The sequence below is a fragment of the Mesorhizobium cantuariense genome (assembly GCF_042647205.1).
Lineage (GTDB): Bacteria > Pseudomonadota > Alphaproteobacteria > Rhizobiales > Rhizobiaceae > Mesorhizobium > Mesorhizobium cantuariense.
Genome location: NZ_JBHRVD010000001.1, coordinates 5,762,501 through 5,777,035, shown reverse-complemented (window position 1 = coordinate 5,777,035; position 14,535 = coordinate 5,762,501). Strand labels below are relative to the sequence as shown.

Genomic DNA, 14,535 nt, shown 5'->3' with positions numbered 1-14,535 from the left:
CGACCAACCGCGTGGCCGGGTCCTCACAAGCAGGCTCAGCGTGCGCCGAGCTTCACGCCCTCGATGGCCGAAGCTACATTGGAAGCATCGACGATAGCGGGACCCGTCAGAACCGGTTTCGTTGCAATCGCCGTACCAAACTTGAGGTTGGCGAACAGCATGGAGGTTGCAAGGAACCCTTGCAGGTAGGGCTGCTGGTCGATCGCGAAGGTCTGGGTACCCTTCGAGATGCGGTCCAGAACCGAGGCCGACATGTCGAAAGTTCCGAGCTGGATCTTGCGGGCCTGGCCCTGCTGTTCGATGGAATTGGCTGCAGCGTCGGCCGCCCATGCAGCCAGGGTAATGACCGCGTCGATCGAGGTATCCGCGATCAACTCGGACTTGATGGCTTCCGAGGTGCCGTTCATATCCTGATCGAGGTTTGCAGGAACGCGCAGGATGAAGGTGTCGGCCCCAGCTGCCTTGGCACCGTCCTGAACGCCCTTGCAGCGGGTTTCCAAATTCACGGCACCTGGGTTCTGAATATGGCAAAGGATCTTCTTGGCACCGTGTGAGGCAAGGTACTTGCCGCCTTCGACACCGGCGAGATACTCGTCCGAACCGAAATAGTTCAGTGCGCCGTAGTTGCCCATTTCGCTTTGACCAGCGTTAAAGGACACGATGACGACGCCTTTGTCTCGGGCAGCCTTCAGAGCTGGAGTTTCCGATTCCGGCAGCCAGTTCGGGATAGCAATTCCCTTCGCGCCCTGGGCCACGGCCTGCTCGATCAGCGAGGCCAGGTCCGGGCCAAAGTTGTCGTAATTCTGTGTCTGCATGAAGTTGACGGTGCCACCGTTCGCTTCAACCATAAGCTTCGCGTCATCGACCCCCTTCTTGACCATGTTCCAGAAGCCGTCCTGGGCCGAGCCCACGATGACAGCGATATCCTTGTCTCCGGCATAGGCGCTGGAAGCGAACATTGCTGCCATAACCGCTGCCGCGATCTTTTTGGTGAAATTCATGTCGAAATCCTCCCTCAGGTTAAAGCCACATCATTGCGGCTCGAGATATGGTTTTTGTCGATCGGCCGTTTAGGCGTGCAGGCACTCACAATTCCGCAATCCCGGCGCAGGCGCTGGATTACATCCTTCAGTTTTTGCGATGGGCCTCCCCCAAAGCGTTGACGGCTTGAGATCGTCGAGCGCTGTCAACGACACTTGCATGCATCGTTGACATCTTTCAGGTCAACGCAGATCATAATAAATTCAAAAATTCGTCTCAAATCACTTCGCAGCATCCGGTTCATGAAATGATTTGATGGTTCCTTCTCCTAAAAATGGAATTATTTGATATGAAGAGACCAACGATTCCAGACCTCGCGAAGGCTGCAAGCGTGTCTGTGTCAACAGTAAACCGCGTTCTCTATCAGCCGGGGTCAGTCCGAACCTACACTCGGGAGCGCGTGTCCGCAGCTGCCGAAGAGATCGGGTTCTACGGGCTGGGCACGATCAAACATGCTGTTAAAGCGCCGCAAATTACGCACCGACTGGGCGTTCTCCTGCAGCGCAAGGAGCGCACTTTCTATCGAATCTTGGGCGATGCGATCACCCTAGCCGCTGACGCCTATTCGGGGGGCCGTATCGACTTGACGCTGGAGTTTCTTGAAGACCTAACCCCTGAAAAGGTCGCACCGCATATCATATCTTTGGGTGAACGGTGCCAATCCCTTGCGATCGTTGCGCCACAGCACCCGGTTGTCGCCGATGCCATCGACAGCGTTCTGGAGAAAGGAGTCCCGGTTGTCTCCCTCATCGGTCCACTGACAGCAAAAGGGAATATCAGTTTCGTTGGCCTCGATAACTGGAAGGTGGGACGTGCTGCGGCGTGGGCTTTCGACCGGATGGTGCGGTTTCCCGGAAAGATCGGCATACTCGTCGGAAGCCATCGGCTGCGCAACCAAGAGATGAACGAAAGCGGGTTCCGTTCCTACTTCCGCGAACACAATTCTGGCTTCACGTTGCTTGAACCCCTGCCGACCTACGAATCTGCAGTGGTTGCGAGAGAGCACGTGGAAAAGCTACTGACAGACCATCCGGACATGTGTGGACTGTTTATTTCCGGCGGAGGTGTTACCGGCGCCATCGCCGCACTTCGTGCCACCCCCAAGCGAAACGACTTTGTCGTTGTGGGTTATGAACTCTTTGAAGATACGCGTGCCGCATTAATCGATGGCACGATCTCACTGATCATATCGCATCCCATCGAACGCTTCGCGTTTGAGACTATCGCAACCCTGATGAAGGCGAAAAACGCCGGTCCCGACGCTGGCGTATTCCGGGTAACCTTCGGGTTCGATATGCACAGCCCAGAGGGCGTTTGAAGATAATCGGCATATTCTCTTCACCCGAAAATGGTCGCTCTCTACCGGCAAGGGATGACGCGTATTCGGAAAGGCGTGGCCACGAGCGGGTCCTGCCGGAAATGCCGACGCGAACTTCGCTTGGGTGGCGGTCAGGCCCCAAAGAAGGGGCGAACAATCCGCTTCTTCGCATTCATCTGATCGTGCGCGAAACGGAGGACGAGGCCTGGGCCGCCGCCGACCGGCTGATCAGCCACGTCACCGACGACCTGATCGCCGAGGCCCAGAATGGGTTTGTCCATATCTCGGAATCCGTCGGGCAAAAGCGCATGTCAGCTCTTCAACAGGGCCGGCGCGACCGCCTGGTTGTCGGTCCCAATTTGTGGGCAGGGCCTGGCCTTGTGCGTGGTGGCGCGGGAACTGCGCTGGTCGGCAATCCCGACAATGTTGCCGCGCGAATTCGCGAGTATCAGGAGATCGGCATCGAAACGATCATCGCGTCCGGCTATCCACACCTGGAAGAGGCATTTAACGTTGCCGAGTTGCTCTTTCCCAAACTCGGGTTGGGTGGCGAAGCCTCGCCGGCGGAACGCAGCTGGGATGTCGAGTTCGGGCGCGGCGTGCTTCCGAAGGGGGTCGCTTCCGCTTCGTGACGCCATGCGAATGGCAGGGTCCAACTAAGAGATGGACAGGATCTCGAGTTCGCGCTGCCCCAGTGGGACAAAGGCGCCAACGGTTTTGCCAATCAACGCGATGGCCACCGGCGAACATGCGATATGGAAGCTTGAGACGGGTTGGCCTCGTCCTCACCCACGATGCGGAAGGTCTGAGTGCGGCCATCGTCACGCTCGAAGGTAACGGTGTGACCGAAGGCGATCACATCATTCGATGTCGGCACCGGCATAAGCTGAGCCGTACGGATGCGCTCGGCATAGTAGCGCATATCCCGAACCGGAACCGCCGACTGCCGTCGCCTCTCGTTGACATCTTCCAGCAGGTTAGCGGCCTCGAGGGTCTGCTGAGCACGAGCCAATTCATCCTGCAGCATCTTTAGGCCCGCCTCCGTGACCAGATTGATCCGATCGGAGATAGGGCGAGCCGGCAGGATGGTTTCCGACGCTGCCTCGGCGCTTTCCTCCTTGGCAAATGCTATGCTCAATTGGTCGTTACTCCCTGTCGAATGTCTGTGGTAATAGGATAACAGTCGACAACAAAGCTGCAACAATTTGACGGCTGGCTTCAGCAGAAACGGAATGCCCGCAGGAGGATGGAAAGCGGTAGTTCTGCTCCCCCGTCTTCAATGCCAGAACCGGACGGCCTTCTTTCGTGAAGAGTTTCGGGCGCCGGCAGGCGTACGAAAGTCCCCGAGGAAGGAACCCGCGGGCCACAGGCGGTGGCTATGGGGATTTCGGATTTCGGCCGGTGTCGGCGATGGCGCGCCCGCCGACGGGAAGCGCGGGGATGGGCGCGAACAGGCCGCCTCGTTGTGCCTCCGCGCGGTGTTGTCGGCCGGGCGCTGGTCCGGAGGCGCGCCTGTCGGGGTCAACCATTACCAAGAACACGCGTGGGTCCATTGCCGGAGGCTGAGTGCCTGCGGCTGAACGCTGGATACCATGCCGGGTCATGGGACGTTCTCCCGGCTCGTCGCGGTTGCGTCCGGCGGTCCGCGCGGCTGCCTCCAGCGTTCGAAGGTCTCGATGACGATCATGCGTCCGCCGCAGCACGGGCATGACGGGCGGAAGTCGTCCGGTTCGCTGGGGTCGGGCGGCGCGGCGACGTCCAGGAGTTCACGGGCGAGCGTGAGACTGGCCTTGCGGGCGGAGCCGGCGAGCAGTCCATAGTGCCGGATGCGGTGGAAGCCGCGCGGCAACACGTGGAGCAGGAAGCGGCGGATGAACTCGGCGGGGCCAAGCGTCATGACCTGCTGCCGGTCGGCGCCGTCGCGACGGTAGTAGCGGAAGGTGACGCCGCTCGCGTTGAAGGCGATCAGGCGGCTGTTCGAAATCGCGACCCGGTGGGTGTAGCGCGACAGGTAGGCGAGCACTGCCTCCGGTCCGGCGAACGGCGCCTTGGCGTAGACCACCCAGCGCGTCTTCCGGACGGGAGCAAGGTGGCGCAGGAATGTCTGCCGCTCGGTGAGATGAGCAAGTGTGCCGAAGAAGCCGAGCCGGCTGGCGTCGTGCAGCGCGAGCAGCCGGGTGAGGAACAGGCGTCGGAACAACTTGCCGAGCACGCGCACCGGGAGAAGGAAGGCTGGACGCGACGAGACCCAGCGGCTCCCGTCCGGCGCGATGCCGCCGCCCGGCACGATCATGTGCACGTGCGGGTGGTGGGTCAGCGCCGAACCCCAGGTGTGGAGGACCGCAGTGATGCCGATGCGCGCACCGAGGTGCTTCCGATCAGCCGCGATCGTCAGCATCGTCTCCGATGCCGCCTTGAACAGCAGGTCGTAGACCAGCGCCTTGTTGTGGAAGGCGATGTCGGCGACCTCGGCGGGCAGCGTGAACACGACATGGAAGTAGCCGACCGGCAGCAGGTCGGCCTCGCGCTCGGCAAGCCATGTCCGCGCGGCTGCGCCCTGGCACTTCGGGCAGTGCCGGTTGCGGCAGGAGTTGTAGGCGATGCGCCACTGGCCGCAGTCCTCGCAGGCCTCGACGTGACCGCCGAGGGCTGCGGTGCGGCAATGCTCGATCGCCGACATCACCTTGAGCTGGACGAGGCTCAGGTGACCTGCATGGGCGGCCCGGTAGGCGGGTCCGGCAGCACGGAAGATGTCGGCGACCTCGATCGAGGCGCGCACGGATTAGCCACCGGGCGAGGTCTCTCCCGGCTTGAACAGGCCGAGCTTGTCGAGCGGGCTCGTCACGGCACGCACCGTTCGGGTCGCAACCTTCGCGTAAAGGGCGGTGTTGTTGAGCTTGGCGTGCCCGAGCAGGACCTGGATGATCCGGATGTCGGTGCCGTCCTCCAGCAGGTGGGTGGCGAAGCTGTGACGCAGCGTGTGCGGCCCGACCCGCTTGGCGATGTCGGCGGATTGGGCCGCCTCGACGACTATGCGATAGAGCTGCCGCGTACTGATCGGCTTCATCGCGTGCTGCCCGGGAAACAACCAGCCGTCGCGATGCATTACGCCCTGCTGCCGCCCGACCTTCCACCACTCACGCAGAAGCGTGAGCAGATCCTCCGAGAGCATGGCGTTGCGATACCGCCCGCCCTTGCCGCGTTCGACGCGCAGCAGCATGCGCTCGCTGTCGACGTCGGCGACCTTCAGCATCGACACCTCCGCGACACGCAGGCCGGCCCCATAGGCGACCGAGAGTGCCGCCTGGTGCTTGAGGCAGGTGGTGGCGTTGAGCAACCGGGCAACCTCGTCGCGGCTCAGCACCACGGGCAGGTTACGCGGATGCGACAGCCGGACGAGCCGGCGCGCCAGGTCCGGGCGGTCGAGCGTGTGGGTGAAGAAGAAGCGCAGCGCTGACACGATGCTGTTCATCGTCGGAACCGGAACGCCGTCCTCCTGCTGCTCGATCTGAAACCGGCGCAGGTCATCGGTGGTCGCTGTGTCTGGTGATCGCCCAAGGAATGTCGCCAGGCGTCCGATGTCGCGGAGATAGTTGCGCTGTGTCTCCCGTGAGAAACGTCGCATGTTCATGTCGTCGATCAGTCGCTGGCGCAACGGGCTGATCGAAGCTTCGAGAATTGAATGAGGCATAGTCAGGCTCCTTGTTGAAGAAGCCTGTGATGCTCTGCCCTTGCCGAACCCTGCTCAACGCGGGCGCGACGACCGGTTCTTGATCTCTACCTCAACCGCAGGCGCCCTCCCGCGCAGCGGGTTCGTTGTGTGCCCAGCATGTTCAACCGCTTGGGGGTGAAAGTCCCCTTGCCAACCTGATGGAGGTGAAGGCTTAGCAAAGCGCAAGGGCATTACCGCGAGGTGGTGTCTGAAGGAAGCGTGGAGCAAAACCGCGACCTGACGAACAGAAACCGGATATGAGGCATCCCTGGCCGGACGAGCGGGCAACGTGTCGCGAAGTCCATATCCATCAAGGGGCAGGGCTGTAGATCCGGCAGGTGCGCGGGGAAGGCGATTGAACTTACCTGGGGAGGCCTGCGTCATGTTCCGACTTCGGAACTGAGGGAACCGCAAGGTGACCTGACCGTGATGCAGGAGTCAGCAGAGGGCGTAGTAGGTGATGCTGTCGGCAAGGCTAGTGAGGCACTCCAAGCCGAAAGGCGGAGCAAACGGATAGGCCGAGCCGGAAACGATGACCGAAGGCCCGAACGATTGGAAGTGGCAAATAGGACTGGCAACTCATGAGTGGAAAGCGGCAGAAGACCCAGTACTCACTGGCCCTGGAACCGAGGGACCGGGGTGAAGCCCCTGTCAGCGGTTACCAAGGGGCCGAACCACTCGTGGCGAAGTCGGCACCCGAAAGCCCGGCCTGGACAGAACAACTAATGGAGACGGTATGTAGCCGAGAGAATCTGGAAACAGCGTGGAAACGCGTTCGAAGCAACAAGGGCGGTCCAGGCGTGGATGGGATGACCATCGATGACGCCAAGGGCTACCTGCGTGAGCACTGGCCAAGCATCCGGTCTCGATTGCTCGAAGGAACCTATCAGCCGCAGCCGGTCAAGCGGGTCGAAATCCCCAAGCCGGAGGGCGGGGTCAGAAAACTCGGCGTGCCTTGCGTCGTCGACAGACTGATCCAGCAAGCCCTGCTGCAGGTTCTCCAGGAGCAGTGGGACCCGACGTTCTCCGAGCACAGCTACGGCTTCCGCCCAGGACGCTCCGCCCATCAGGCGGTAGCCCAATCGCAACGCTACGTTGCCGAGGGCTACAGCCACGTGATTGACATCGATCTCGAAAAGTTTTTCGACCGAGTCAATCACGACAGCCTGATGGCGCGCGTCGCCGCGCGGGTATCCGATAAGCGCGTGCTCAAACTCATCCGCGCATTCCTCAATGCGGGGGTGATGGAGGATGGCTTGGTCCGTCCGGTGGACGAGGGGACCCCGCAAGGTGGCCCGCTCTCGCCCCTCCTAAGCAATCTCCTGCTCGACGACCTCGACAAGGAACTGGCCCGAAGGGGTCTCCGCTTCTGCCGCTATGCGGATGACTGCAACATCTATGTTCGCAGCCGCCGCGCCGGCGAACGGGTCATGACCTCTGTCGGCCGGTTCCTGACCAAGAAGCTGCTGCTGAAGGTCAACGAGGCGAAGAGCGCGGTGGCGCGACCGGAGGAGCGGAAATTCCTTGGGTTCAGCATCTCAAATGACGGGAGCGAACGGCGCATCGCGCCAAAGGCCCTCGACAAATTCAAGGCGCTGATCCGGGACATGACACGCCGGACACGGGGAATCAGTCTGCCGCAGATGATCAAGGAGCTGAAGTCATACCTCATCGGATGGCGCGGCTACTTTGGCTTCTGCCAGACCCCACGGGTGCTTACGAACTTGGAAGCGTGGACCCGCCGGAGACTACGCATGTATCTCTGGTGGCAATGGGGGAACGGGCACAACCGCTTCAAGGAACTACGTCGTCATGGCGTACCAAAGTTCGGAGCTGCGGTTGCCGCCGGTTCACCGACGGGATTCTGGCGCATGTCAGGACACCCGGCGGTCCAACAGGCCCTGCGCAACCATTACTTCGAGTCTCTCGGTCTCCCTCGACTTCATGTCTCTGCCCAAGCTTAATACGATCGAACCGCCGTGGTACGGACCCGTATGCCCGGTGGTGTGGGAGGGGCGGCGTCGCGAGGCGTCCCCCTATCCCGATCCCCGGCCCAGTTGCGGCCATTTCGCAACTCGTCTGATTGTCCGCCACGCGTCGCGCCCCAACTCGACGCCAGCGCACCGGATGTCTCGGCTTCGTAGTAGGTCACGCACTCGACAGGCTCAAGGTTTTGGTGGGCGCCCAGGCCGGATAGCTGCTACCACCGTGTTTGCTTGTCTCGATGGCGAGCAGTCATACGCCAAGAGGTTGGCGGGACGTCTGGTCTACCTGCACCGGCGCCGTAGCCGTCAGGTGGCGGAAATCAGGAAGATGTACTTCCGGGTTCTAGGTCATTTCCCGTCCAGTCGACGGGCTAGCCGGACGCCTGGTCCCCCTCCATTCTGTGAAATGAATTCGATCCCTGCGGCCTCTAATGCCTTGGTCAACGCTTCAAGCGTTGTTTGTCTAGGGATCGTTTGCGAACTCTCAATTCTGGCTAGCGTACGAACTGTCAAACCGGATGCGTTTGCCAAGTCGTCTCTTGTCCAATCGATCAATGCCCGTGCTGCACGCACCTGCTGAGGCAGTATGTCCTTTTTCATGACATTCAACTTGCTAAAAGTCACAAAAAGTGACATTAATAATTACAGCACACGGCCGCACAGGTGCTCGTAACACCGGTGCGGCCTGACCACGCCTAAGCTTCTGGGAGCTCGGATCATGGCTGATTCCGACAATAACACGACTTTGCCTTTCGTCACGCGCAGGAAGGTGCTTGCGGGAACAGCAATCGCAATGGCGGCGACACAGGCTACATCGTTTGCTCGCAGCGACTTGGAGGGTGATGACGCCATTGATCCTGCGGTGGCGGTGTGGAGACGATGGCAGCCGGCTTGGGAGGAGACTGAACGGCTTTGCAATGAGCAGCAGCGGTTGGAGAAAGTGCTTATCGAGACCGTTGGTTTCCCTTGCACTACAGTGAAGTTGTCCGACGGCGAGAGCGTGACCGTTCACTCTCTTGGAGCCCTCCAAGACTTGCTGGGTGTTCGTCCGGCGAACACAGTAGCCCGCGCTCAGGCTGAAGCCGAAATCGTAGCCCATCAGGCGCGCTGGGATGCCGTCGGTAGGGATATTGGTTACTCGACGGGCTTGCTTGCGGAGTGCGAAGCTGCCGAGCGCGCGAAGGCATTGCTCGGAGACTTATCCCAGGTTCCTGCTACGTCACTGGCTGGTATTGCCGCTAAGCTAGATGCAGTGCTTAGGGAAGGGGAGTATTCGCTACACGACAGTGAACCCCCGTGGCCACAAATCCGCTCGGCCTTAGACGACATAGCTCGGATTAGAGAGCAGAAATTCTTGAGCTGAACTGCAGCACGAAGGTATCGAAATCGCGATCATTCGTCGGTTTGATGATTTTTGCGGGGGCTTACCGAGACAAACTCTCTACACAAGGAGCGACTGATGCAGTTCCGAAAATCATTTGCGGAGCCAGGGCGCCGTAGCGTCTTCAACGCACCGGTAAACCATGGAATCGAGAGTGGCCCGCACCCTGCTGATCAATATGTCGGCAGGCAGATCGCTGCGGTTCGCGTGCAGTCCGACGTATCGCAAGCCCAGCTTGCGCGATCCATCGGCATCAGTTTCCAGCAGCTTCAAAAATATGAGAACGCGAAAAACCGCGTTAGCGCATCCATGCTCTTCGAGATCGCCAGGTCGCTGGGCGTCCCAGTGAGCCGTTTCTTCGCAGGCCTGCCGGACAATGAGACCGATCGTGACGCTCCGCCGCTGCCGGCCGACGAGCGAATCAATTTTATTGCCAGCGCGGAAGGACGACGCCTGATTGAAGGGCTGGTGCAACTTCATCCACGGGTGCGCGGCCGTGTGTCGGCTTTGATCTCCGCATTGGGGGAGGAACTGGCGATCGTCGACTCAAAGCAGGAGATTGGAACGTCCGCCGAACCCATGCCGGTCGAGGGCAGGTTGGCTTAGGTTATTCCTTAAGCTCCAAGATTCGATCCCTGAGGTCGTGGCAACGTCGCTCATCGGCGTCATCGCCAAGTTAGAAATGATCGTCGGTGCCGATCGGGACATTGGTGACCCTACCGACTTCCCGTGGCCGCACATAGCTTCCGTACTGCGTGACCTAAAAGTGATCGCGGGAGGGCTGCCGGTTAGTCGCCGGAGCCGGGAAGGGACGCGGAGCGATGTCGCCAAGCATTGGGAGTCCGCAGTCAAGCTGGTCGCGGCGTTGAAGGAGGAAGGCGCAGCCGGATGTTCCCACTTGTCGCCTGCAGCCCGCCTTGACGATCGAGACGAAACCGCACGGCGCAAGTCATTGCACGCTGTGGCCCTACGAGATGAACTTCGTGCTTTTCGTCGCCGTCCGGAGGCTTCTTGATGCTGGGTCGATCCACCGTTGGGAGAGCGACCGCGATGGCAGAGGAAATCAGGACTGGCCCACAGGCGTTGGTTCCGGCGAACGACAACGGCGACCTCGTAGACCCTGAGGGGCGCCCTGAAAACATGGCGGCATCGAAGCTGGATCGGGTGGTGCTGGATATCGCCCGGCTGATCGGCCGGCAGCTGGCGCGGGAATCATTCGAGGCGGGGCTGGCGGCCAACGACAATCGGCCGGGTCGCCGAGAGGGAGAGGGCAGGGGGCCGAATGGCAAACCCCTTGGGAACAGAAGAGAGGATCCGCCGCCATGACCGGTGTCGCACTCTATGCACGCTATTCTTCCGACAGCCAGCGGGATGCCTCCATCGAGGACCAGTTGAGGCTGTGCCGCGAGCAGGCGGCGCGTGAGGGCTGGAGCGTGGCGGGAACCTATGAGGATGCCGCGATCTCCGGCGCCAGCACGGTGCTGCGGCCGGGTATCCAGCATTTGGTACGCGATGCCCAGCGCGGCCGCTTCGAGGTGGTGCTGGCCGAGGCGCTCGATCGCATCAGCCGCGACCAGGCAGATGTCGCCACTCTCTTTAAACACCTCAAATTCGCCGGCGTTACCATCGTCACTTTAGCCGAGGGCGAGATCAGCGAACTGCATGTCGGCCTCAAGGGCACGATGAATGCCCTGTTCCTCAAGGACCTTGCCCTCAAGACCCATCGTGGCCTGCGGGGTAGGGTGGAGAAGGGTAAGGCCGGAGGCGGGCTGTGCTACGGCTACCGGGTGGTGAAGAAACTGGATAGCGCAGGCGATCCCGTCCGGGGAGACCGCGCGATCGTGCCGGAGGAAGCGACCATTGTGCGCCGCATCTTCCGCGAGTTCGCCACCGGCAAGAGCCCGAAGGCGATTGCCGTGGACCTCAACAAGGAGGGCGTTCCCGGCCCGCTCGGCCGGCATTGGGGCGATACCAGCGTGCGCGGGCATGTAATCCGGGGTACCGGCGTCATCAACAACGAGCTCTACACCGGCGTGCTGGTTTGGAACCGCCTACATTACGTCAAGGATCCTGCCACGGGTAAGCGCGTGTCGCGGGCCAATCCAGCAATCAAATGGATCCGCACCGAGGTGCCGCATCTCAGGATCGTCGAGGACGAATTGTGGCAAGCCGTGAAGGAGAGACAGAAATCCATCGCCAGCCAGTTCGAGGCGGTGGCGATCGCCACGCGCAAGGCCCGGGCCGGGAAGCTGCATACCATGAAGCGGCCAGTCTCCCTCCTTTCGGGCTTGCTCATCTGCGGCTGCTGCGGCGGGCGCTACGGCCTGTTTACACGCGATCGTTATGCCTGCCTCAACCACCAGCGCCGGGGCATCTGCGACAATGCCCGCACCATCACCCGTGAGAAGATCGAACAGCGTGTCCTCTCGGGGTTGAAGGAAAGGCTGGTCTCGGCCGATGCCGTGGCCGAGGCGATCAGAGCGTACGCCCAAGAGACCAACCGCCTCAATCAGGAGCGTCGCGCGCAAGGCGAACAGGACCGCAAGGCGCTCGACAAGATCGAGCGCGCTATCGCCGGCATTATGGCGGCGATCGAGGATGGCCTGTATCAACCTTCGATGAAAGCGAGAATGGAAGACCTGGAGAGACAGAAGGCGGAGATCACCGCGCGTCTGGCGGTGGCGCTCACTGACGTGCCTGACCTGCATCCCAACATCGCCACTCTCTACCGCAAGCGGGTCATGCAGTTTACGCAAGCGCTCGCCGACCACGAGGACGGACGTCCAGCCGCCGAGGCGTTGCGCTCGTTGATCGGACAGATCGTCCTCACGCCCGGCGACAAGCGCGGCGAGGTCCATGCCGAGCTACGCGGCGAGCTGTTCGGCATCCTCGAACTCGCCAAACCCGACCAAAATCAAAAGCCTGACGATGTTATGACAAAAGGGGTTGCGGGTCCCCGCAACCAAATATCAAAACGGCCCGCCTCGTGCGGGCCGTTTTGATATTCGGCTGTGGTGGCCATCGATTTGCCTGGCTCGGGGGCCCGCAAGGAGGCGAAGCCAAAGCTGCGGGACAAAAAACCAATCCTGTCCCCGCAACCAAATCAAACAATCAGCCCGTCAGCCACAAAGCCGGCGGGCTGTTCGCGTTTGGACCACTAACCGCGGCAAGCAAGCTGGACCCCAAGGGGAACGCAAACAGGCCTAAGCCGACTACCTAAGGCTTGTTGAGATTCAGGATTCCCCCTGAGCTTGGATTGTGATTCAAGCTTTGGATGGAACGATTTGTGCTGACGGACGCCCAATGGGCGAAGATGGAACCGCATTGCCTGGGCAAACCAACCGATCCCGGACGAAGTGGGGGTGACAATCGCCGCTTCATCGAAGCCTTGCTTTGGATCGTGCGGACAGGAAGTCCGTGGCGCGACCTTCCAGCCTTCTTCGGGAGCTGGAACACCGTTTTCAAACGCTACCGCGATTGGGTCAAAGCCGATGTTTTCATTCGGCTTTTCGAGGCTTGTTCGGACCAGCCGGACATGGAGTACGCCATGGTTGATGCTACCATCGTCAAGGTCCACCGCCATGGACAGGGCGCAAAAGGGGGACTCAAAGCCAGGCCATAGGCCGCTCCAAGGGCGGCATGACCACCAAAATTCTGGCGCTCACTGATGCGCTTGGCAATCTTGTGCGCTTTGTTCTTTTGCCCGGCCAGCGGTTCGATACGGTGGGCGTCGCACCGCTCATCGATGGCGTCTGTTTTGGTGGCTTGATGGCCGACAAAGCGTTCGACAGCAACAGCATCATTGCCGACCTGAATGAGCGCGGCGCCAGGATCGTTATCTCACAGCACTCACGTCGTACTTTTCCCCTGCCACTCGACAAGGAACTCTACAAATGGCGCCACCTGATCGAGAACTTCTTCTGCAAACTCAAGGAATTCAAGCGTATCGCCATGCGAGCCGATAAAACCGATCAGAGCTTCGCTGCCTTCATCAATCTCGCAGCCGCCGTCATAAACTCACGCTGAATCTCAACAAGCCTTAGAGCGGGATGGGATTTGTAAGAGTCGTGGGATTCCCAAATCACCTTTGTTCTGATTCAACCTTCATACTGGAGGAGGCCAGTATGGATGGCAGGATATTCGATGGACCTTCGCGAGCGGGTTGTCGCCGCGGTTAAGACGGAAGGGCTCTCGCGGCGCGCCGCGGCGGCTCGATTTGGCGTCAGCTATAGCGCGGCCATTGCGTGGCTTAAGCGTGTTGAAGAGACTGGCAGTGCCGCGCCTCGCCAGGTGGGCGGCTACAAACCGAAGAAACTCTCGGGAGCGTGGCGCGACTGGCTGATCGAGCGCTGTCACGACGGGGACTTCACCTTGCGCGGCCTTGTGGCCGAGCTTGGTGAGCGTGGTCTGAAGGTCGACTACCGTTCGGTATGGGAGTTCGTGCATGCCGAGAAGCTCACTCACAAAAAAAGACGCTGATCGCCGCCGAACAGGATCGTCCCGATGTCGCGCGACGGCGGCTGCAGTGGACGAAGTATCGGGGCCGGATCGATCCCACGCGACTGGTCTTCATTGACGAGACCTGGACCAAGACCAACATGTCGCCGCTCAGGGGCTGGGCGCCGGTGGGCCAGCGCATCAAGGCCAAAGTGCCGCACGGCCACTGGAAGACCATGACCTTCCTGGCCGCGCTGCGCCACGATCGCGTCGATGCGCCTTGGCTGATCGATGGGCCGATCAACGGCGAGAGGTTCCTCCTCTATGTCGAGAAGGTTCTCGCGCCGACCCTCCAGCCGGGGGATATAGTCATCATGGACAATCTCGGCTCGCACAAAGGCAAGGCGGTGCGCCGCGCCATACGCGCCGCCGGCGCAAGGCTCTTCTTCCTGCCGAAATACTCGCCCGACCTCAATCCGATCGAGCAGCTCTTTTCAAAGCTCAAGCACTGGCTGAGAAAGGCCGCAAGCCGAACCGTCGAAGCCGTCTGCGACGCGATCGGCCAAACCCTCAATCGCGTCACACCGGCAGAGTGCTCACACTACTTCGAAAACTCCGGCTATGACCGAAACTAATCTCATCCCGCTCTAGGCGCTAGTCT

Annotated in this window: 12 protein-coding genes and 2 pseudogenes; 9 read left to right on the top strand and 5 right to left on the bottom strand. The window is 60.8% G+C overall.

The genetic code is table 11. The annotated features are described in order from the left end of the window. Window positions 1–35: 35 nt before the first annotated feature. Entirely contained in the window at window positions 36–1,001 is a 966-nt protein-coding gene (locus ACFOJ9_RS28170; protein ID WP_378983629.1) for a substrate-binding domain-containing protein, read from the bottom strand. Between the two features lie 314 nt (window positions 1,002–1,315). Between ACFOJ9_RS28170 and ACFOJ9_RS28165 the strand changes: the two genes are divergently transcribed. After that, on the top strand, window positions 1,316–2,359 hold the full coding sequence (locus ACFOJ9_RS28165; RefSeq protein WP_378983626.1) for a LacI family DNA-binding transcriptional regulator: 1,044 nt from the start codon (window positions 1,316–1,318) through the stop codon (window positions 2,357–2,359). A gap of 164 nt (window positions 2,360–2,523) precedes the next feature. Further along, window positions 2,524–2,991: pseudogene (locus tag ACFOJ9_RS28160) on the top strand (LLM class flavin-dependent oxidoreductase); the annotation flags it as partial. Window positions 2,992–3,015: 24 nt separating this feature from the next. On the opposite strand, the pseudogene greA reads toward ACFOJ9_RS28160, so the two are convergent. The 3 genes and pseudogenes from greA to ACFOJ9_RS28145 form a co-directional block, all read right to left on the bottom strand. After that, window positions 3,016–3,497 (bottom strand): annotated as a pseudogene (greA, locus tag ACFOJ9_RS28155) (transcription elongation factor GreA). A gap of 462 nt (window positions 3,498–3,959) precedes the next feature. After that, complete coding sequence (locus tag ACFOJ9_RS28150; RefSeq protein ID WP_378983624.1) at window positions 3,960–5,138, bottom strand: IS91 family transposase; 1,179 nt, start codon at window positions 5,136–5,138, stop codon at window positions 3,960–3,962. Window positions 5,139–5,141: 3 nt separating this feature from the next. Next, window positions 5,142–6,050: a tyrosine-type recombinase/integrase gene (locus ACFOJ9_RS28145; protein ID WP_378982693.1), complete on the bottom strand. Its 909-nt coding sequence runs from the start codon at window positions 6,048–6,050 to the stop codon at window positions 5,142–5,144. A 602-nt stretch (window positions 6,051–6,652) separates the two neighbouring features. On the opposite strand from ACFOJ9_RS28145, the gene ltrA reads away from it, so the two are divergent. Then, window positions 6,653–8,035, top strand: coding sequence for a group II intron reverse transcriptase/maturase (ltrA, locus tag ACFOJ9_RS28140; protein WP_378976752.1), 1,383 nt, complete (start codon window positions 6,653–6,655; stop codon window positions 8,033–8,035). 369 nt (window positions 8,036–8,404) lie between these two features. Here ltrA and ACFOJ9_RS28135 read toward each other — a convergent pair whose 3' ends face one another. Then, on the bottom strand, window positions 8,405–8,656 hold the full coding sequence (locus ACFOJ9_RS28135; protein ID WP_378983622.1) for a helix-turn-helix domain-containing protein: 252 nt from the start codon (window positions 8,654–8,656) through the stop codon (window positions 8,405–8,407). 118 nt (window positions 8,657–8,774) lie between these two features. Between ACFOJ9_RS28135 and ACFOJ9_RS28130 the strand changes: the two genes are divergently transcribed. The 6 genes from ACFOJ9_RS28130 to ACFOJ9_RS28105 all read left to right on the top strand — a co-directional run bounded on the left by ACFOJ9_RS28130 (window position 8,775) and on the right by ACFOJ9_RS28105 (window position 14,509). Further along, a complete protein-coding gene (locus ACFOJ9_RS28130; protein ID WP_378983620.1) occupies window positions 8,775–9,419 on the top strand; it encodes a hypothetical protein in 645 nt (214 codons plus the stop codon). A 96-nt stretch (window positions 9,420–9,515) separates the two neighbouring features. Beyond that, window positions 9,516–10,043, top strand: coding sequence for a helix-turn-helix domain-containing protein (locus ACFOJ9_RS28125; protein ID WP_378983618.1), 528 nt, complete (start codon window positions 9,516–9,518; stop codon window positions 10,041–10,043). Between the two features lie 444 nt (window positions 10,044–10,487). After that, the gene (locus tag ACFOJ9_RS28120; protein WP_378983616.1) at window positions 10,488–10,763 is read left to right on the top strand and encodes a hypothetical protein; all 276 of its coding nucleotides are present in this window, start codon (window positions 10,488–10,490) and stop codon (window positions 10,761–10,763) included. Continuing rightward, the gene (locus ACFOJ9_RS28115; protein ID WP_378983613.1) at window positions 10,760–12,439 is read left to right on the top strand and encodes a recombinase family protein; all 1,680 of its coding nucleotides are present in this window, start codon (window positions 10,760–10,762) and stop codon (window positions 12,437–12,439) included. Before ACFOJ9_RS28120 ends, ACFOJ9_RS28115 begins: the two co-directional genes overlap by 4 nt. 272 nt (window positions 12,440–12,711) lie before the next feature. Then, a protein-coding gene (locus ACFOJ9_RS28110; RefSeq protein ID WP_378983611.1) for an IS5 family transposase occupies window positions 12,712–13,463 on the top strand; the annotation gives its coding sequence in 2 pieces (ribosomal slippage) (window positions 12,712–13,042 and window positions 13,042–13,463; 753 coding nt in all). Between the two features lie 102 nt (window positions 13,464–13,565). Beyond that, window positions 13,566–14,509, top strand: a protein-coding gene (locus ACFOJ9_RS28105; RefSeq protein WP_378977816.1) for an IS630 family transposase whose coding sequence is annotated in 2 segments (ribosomal slippage) — window positions 13,566–13,898 and window positions 13,901–14,509 — 942 coding nt in all. Because the reading frame shifts where the segments join, the coding sequence is not laid out codon by codon here. The last annotated feature ends 26 nt before the right edge of the window (window positions 14,510–14,535 follow it).

Coding starts and splice junctions, on each gene's coding strand:
- ACFOJ9_RS28170 (WP_378983629.1), bottom strand. CDS start 1,001: ATGAATTTCACCAAAAAGATCGCGGCAGCGGTTATGGCAGCAATGTTC.
- ACFOJ9_RS28165 (WP_378983626.1), top strand. CDS start 1,316: ATGGAATTATTTGATATGAAGAGACCAACGATTCCAGACCTCGCGAAG.
- ACFOJ9_RS28145 (WP_378982693.1), bottom strand. CDS start 6,050: ATGCCTCATTCAATTCTCGAAGCTTCGATCAGCCCGTTGCGCCAGCGA.
- ltrA (WP_378976752.1), top strand. CDS start 6,653: ATGAGTGGAAAGCGGCAGAAGACCCAGTACTCACTGGCCCTGGAACCG.
- ACFOJ9_RS28135 (WP_378983622.1), bottom strand. CDS start 8,656: ATGAAAAAGGACATACTGCCTCAGCAGGTGCGTGCAGCACGGGCATTG.
- ACFOJ9_RS28130 (WP_378983620.1), top strand. CDS start 8,775: ATGGCTGATTCCGACAATAACACGACTTTGCCTTTCGTCACGCGCAGG.
- ACFOJ9_RS28125 (WP_378983618.1), top strand. CDS start 9,516: ATGCAGTTCCGAAAATCATTTGCGGAGCCAGGGCGCCGTAGCGTCTTC.
- ACFOJ9_RS28120 (WP_378983616.1), top strand. CDS start 10,488: ATGGCAGAGGAAATCAGGACTGGCCCACAGGCGTTGGTTCCGGCGAAC.
- ACFOJ9_RS28115 (WP_378983613.1), top strand. CDS start 10,760: ATGACCGGTGTCGCACTCTATGCACGCTATTCTTCCGACAGCCAGCGG.